The following is a 4,600-nucleotide window of genomic DNA, read 5'->3' as shown; positions in this document are numbered from 1 at the left end:
CAGGACGGATGACCAACGAGGCCCCCGAGCAACGTGATTGAGACGTCAGACATCTCGATCAACAGCCCGGGGGCCTCGCTCGTTGCGCTCACGGCTCATGGGCCTGACCCTCGTCGTACGGCAATAAGTCGTCGAGGTCATCCAGGCGCACTACGCCCTGGAAGTGGTGCAGTCGCCGTGGATCGTGCGGGACGCACACCGCGACGCCGATCTGCGCCGACTGATCACCGAGCACGGGGAGTCGGCGGTCACCACGACCGGCGTGCTCCTGGTGTCACCGGAGCAGGACGTTCTGGAGGTTCTCGGACGTGTCGCAAGAGTCACGGGTGCGGTTCGCCGGGGCGATGGCCCGGTTGGCCGGTATGGACCTGGCTGCACGGCGTACCGGTGCGGGCCCCGAAGCGGAAGCTTGATCTCCTGGTACTCCAGCCCTACTTCGGTATTTGGGCTGTTCAGCGGCCTGCCAGCGGGGATTGGCTGTGTACGACTTCTCCGGCCCCATCTGAACGCCCCTGCGCGGCGCAGGGCTGCTGAAGCGGGACGTTGTTCTGGGACCTCTGGCAGCCAGAGGCACCGCACCTCTGATCGTGCGGTGCGGAACCTCGGCAAGCTGGCCTTACTACCTGGAAGCGCTAAGTCACAACTCTGTGAGCGGGGGCTATAGCGGGCGTGGTCGATCTGGCGAGTCGAGCGCGGATCTGAGCTCGTGCCCCTTCACATCGTCGGATGGCTCTTTCGGCGAAGGCTTGCGGACACCGGGATGTCTGCAGCGACGCACCTCACTCCAACGAGTGATGGCGGATCGGTTGTGAGCACAGACGGCCGCCCGTGGCGGCTTGCGCTTCGCGGGATGCCCAGGGCATGTCGGCCGCGATATGGACCAGTTGGACGGCAGCAAACGACGGAACGCGATGCTGCGGGCCATCGCCGGAAGGCCGCGAGTAACTGGCCTGGCAGGCCGCTCAGCACGGCTACAGCCGGGCCCTGATCGACCTGGCCGAGAAGCGGGACGCAGCGGGAGACCACCAGGCTGCCGTGTCCCTAGCTCAGAAGGCCGCCGACCACGGACCCGGTACCCAGCCCCATCGGCCCGTGTATGGGGGGTGTTCAGCAGACTGCGGCCGCACGGCCTGGACCCGGACGGCACGCCGACGCCTGCATGGCAGCGATCCGTCTGCTGTGACCAGGAAGGACTGCGTGCCGGCCTTTGCCGGTCGTAGCCCAGGCCAGAGCGTCAGACGGTGTCCCCCTGGTCACGAAGAGGGCGCGGATCTCCTGGAGCACCGCATACAGCCGCTGGGCGGGCGTGCTCCGCCGAGGTCCTCGCGGGCGGCGTCGAGCAGGACGGCCAGGTGCCGGCCGCGGATGTGGCCGGTCGCGGTGCGTCGGGCCTGGCCGATGATGGGGTGGAATTGCTGGCGGTAGGCGCCGGGCTGGATGTGGGCGAGCCCGGCCGCGCCGCAGGTCACTTCGACAGGGGGCACCACGATCTCTCGCGGGCGGTGGTCAGCCACCCTGTAGCACTTGGCTGGCGAGGGGCATCCCTGGCCGGGTCCTGACTGGACCTCCTGGTGTCGGCGTACGCGTGAAGCCACAGTCGGCCGTACGCCGACACCTGGTCGGCACTGTGTGGGCTTCGGTCACCGCGCCTCTGTCCTGCCCGTCCGCGGCAGTTCCCCGGGAAGAGTGCGACCTGCCGTCCGGACGGCACACTTCAGTGGCGTTGCCACGCTCTCTCCCCGCTGTCGACGCCTCATTCGATGCCGTACCGCCGCGCCCCGCAGGGGTCGCCGAACGACAGAAGGCAGCGAAGAGGCGGTTGACGCCCCTCTCCGGTGATCGACAACGACATCGCCGCACTCGCCGATGTCCTGTCCCATGCCAATCCCGAGTTCGCCCTGAACGACCACCCCGAGGAGGTCCTGCCGCCCAGCCTGGGTCCCGCATCGGTCGGGTGGGGCCCAGTAACGCTCGTCTCGTCCGCTCAACCGCCGAGCTGTTCACGGCCTTCTACCGAGGGCTAATAGTCGCCATGATTTTTTGAGGTTCGTGGGCTGAAGAATTCGGCCAGAGGGGCGAACGCACGGCCGCAAGCAGGGGTCGCAAATATCCGAAGAGTCCGATTTCCGGGGTGCCACTCCCTAAAAACAAACGGCGGTGTCCAGGTGACGGGATTGACTTTCTGGACGATGGGCGAGTCCGTGAGTACAGCAGCGAGGGCGGAATGGTGAATTCCAGGGGTGGCGCGTTCTGACCGTTTTTGTCAACTCGTAGAGATTAGCGATCGATGAATTCACAGGTTTCCCATAGTGTGCAGACGATCTGTCCGCGTAGCGACCGGCAGTGTGCCCTGACGCCGCGCCTCCCTTGACGGCCTGACCGACCTGAAGGTAGGCAAATTATGAGTAAGTTCGCACTACGCACCAAGTGGAGAGTGGGCGCACCGGCTCTGGCAGCCGCTGCGATCCTGATAGCCGCACCTGCGGCGACAGCCTTACCCACGCCCTCCGCGACTCAGTCCCCTGTACCGACCGGAGCCAGCACACCTTTGACGTCTCCGTTACCGCCTGGTACCGAGGATACGGAACCCACGGCGGCGCCCCCTCGCAATGTTCCGTCGCCTTCAGGTCCGGCCTCGGTAACCAGGCCAACGGATGTTCCACTGCCACCAGCGGGGGAGGAATTGAAGGCGACGCCTGAGGAGATCGCCGAGGCTAGGGCCGCGGAGGCCTACTGGACACCCGAGCGCATCGCCGAGGCCATCCCGGTGGAGTCGGGCAAGACGGCGGACGGAGATGGCACTGGCAGCGAAGCCGCCGGCGGCGGTGCTTCGCCTGGCAAGACGCTGCGAGCGCCTTCCGCATTCGATAAAAAAGGCGTGGCCACCGCAGGTGTGTTCCTCATCAGTGATGACGACGACCCTCAACCGGATCCCGGAAACAGGGACCAATTCTGTTCCGCCTCGTCTGTCGCCTCCCCGACGAAGTCGCTCATCATCACGGCAGCTCACTGCCTCAACGACAACGACCGTTTCAAATCCCTGGCGTTCGCACCCGGCTGGAAGCCGGACCCTGCACACCCAGGCCACGGCGTCGCCCCGTACGGGATCTTCCCCATCAAAAAGGGAAAGATATGGATCGACGGCCGTTACCTATCCCAAGGACCAGCCAAGGCCGACGACCTCGACTTCGCCATTCTGAGGTCCGGACCGAACTCCAAGGGAGAGTTCCTGGAGAACGCCACAGGTATGGGCAACGAACTCGTCACCCTTCATTCCGCGCAGCTCGCCCAGCGGAACGTCACCCTCATCGGATTTCCCGGGGGCTCAAAAGCGCCGCTTGTCTGCCCTTCCACCACAACCAAAGGGTTTGACGGCCGATTCCTCGAGATAGCCTGCGACAACTTCGCTCCTGGGGTTTCCGGCGGTCCTTTTCTGCGCAACTTCGACGGCAAGCGCGGTGACATCATCGGTGTCATTGGGGGCTACAAGACAGGCGGAACCCGGGACGACATCTCCTACTCCTCACAGTTCGACTCCGACGTGGTCCGCCTCTACAACCAGGCGGTCAACGACTACCAGCCGGATACACCAAAGGGGTCCGACGGCCTGGGGGATGCAAAGCTGTGGAGGCACGCCATGGCCGCTGCTTCCGGCACATTCCACACAGAGTCGCAGAAGTTCGGCGACTCCGACTTGATCGTCAGGTGGAGCGACGGCGAGATGACCCTTTACCCGGGGGACCAGAACCAGGGCTTCTACACCGGATGTAAAGCCGGCCAGCCCTGTGAGGTGCAATTGGCCGAGCCCAACGACTTGTGGAGTGAATACGCCGACGTTATCACCGCAGGCGACTACACCGGATCGAATGCCTACGATCTGATGGTGAAATGGGTGGACGGCGAAGTGACGATCTATAAGGACATCGACCAAAAGACAAAATTGCCCACATCGCTGGACCAGCATCCGGCAAATGAGATCAAGATCGCACCAGCTAAATCAATCTGGAAGAATGCGAAGGGCATCGCAACGGGGAAGTATGGGGGCAACAAGTGGTCCGACGACCTGGTTGTGCGCTGGATTGACGGTGAGGTCACCAAGTACGTCAATGTCGATGGCAACGGCCTTCATGCAGAGACGCAGCTACTGCCAAAGAACAGCCTTTGGGCGGACAGTGCCGATCTCATCACCGGAGGCGACTTCGACGGGGATACCAGTGACGACAACCCGAACTATGACCTCTTCGTGAAGTGGGCTGACGGTAAACTGACGGTCTACCAGGACATCGCCACTCAAGGACTGAACAGCGGGTCCACGGTACTCGCAGCGAACAGCACCTGGACCCATGCCCGCATCGTCGCAGCGGGAGAGTTCGGTGCCAACGACTGGGAGGACGACGTCTTCGTGCGCTGGTCCGACGGAGAAGTGTCCATGTACGGCAACACACAGGCCGACGCTCTTGGCCGCGAGTACCAGCTGGTCCCGCCGCCGACTGGCTTCGCCGCCACGAGGACCCGCTCGGACGATCCCTGCGCCCGGGTCTGTGGTCCCGAACTGTACCGACGCAGTACCCGCTAGCGTCCCTCCACGGTGGTGGGGGGG

General features: G+C 64.2%; 2 protein-coding genes. One reads left to right on the top strand and one right to left on the bottom strand.

All coding sequences use genetic code 11. The features are described from left to right. Positions 1-1,253: 1,253 nt before the first annotated feature. Positions 1,254-1,514, bottom strand: coding sequence for a hypothetical protein (locus ACN6LD_RS41860; RefSeq protein WP_319198249.1), 261 nt, complete (start codon positions 1,512-1,514; stop codon positions 1,254-1,256). A gap of 1,169 nt (positions 1,515-2,683) precedes the next feature. Here ACN6LD_RS41860 and ACN6LD_RS41855 point away from each other — a divergent pair. Continuing rightward, positions 2,684-4,576, top strand: a complete 1,893-nt coding sequence (locus ACN6LD_RS41855) for a trypsin-like serine peptidase (RefSeq protein WP_445045902.1) — start codon at positions 2,684-2,686, stop codon at positions 4,574-4,576. Positions 4,577-4,600 lie beyond the last annotated feature (24 nt).

Source organism: Streptomyces sp. SAS_272 (assembly GCF_052543235.1).
Note: the sequence above shows the minus strand (reverse complement) of the source record. Positions and strands in the feature narration are given on the sequence as shown.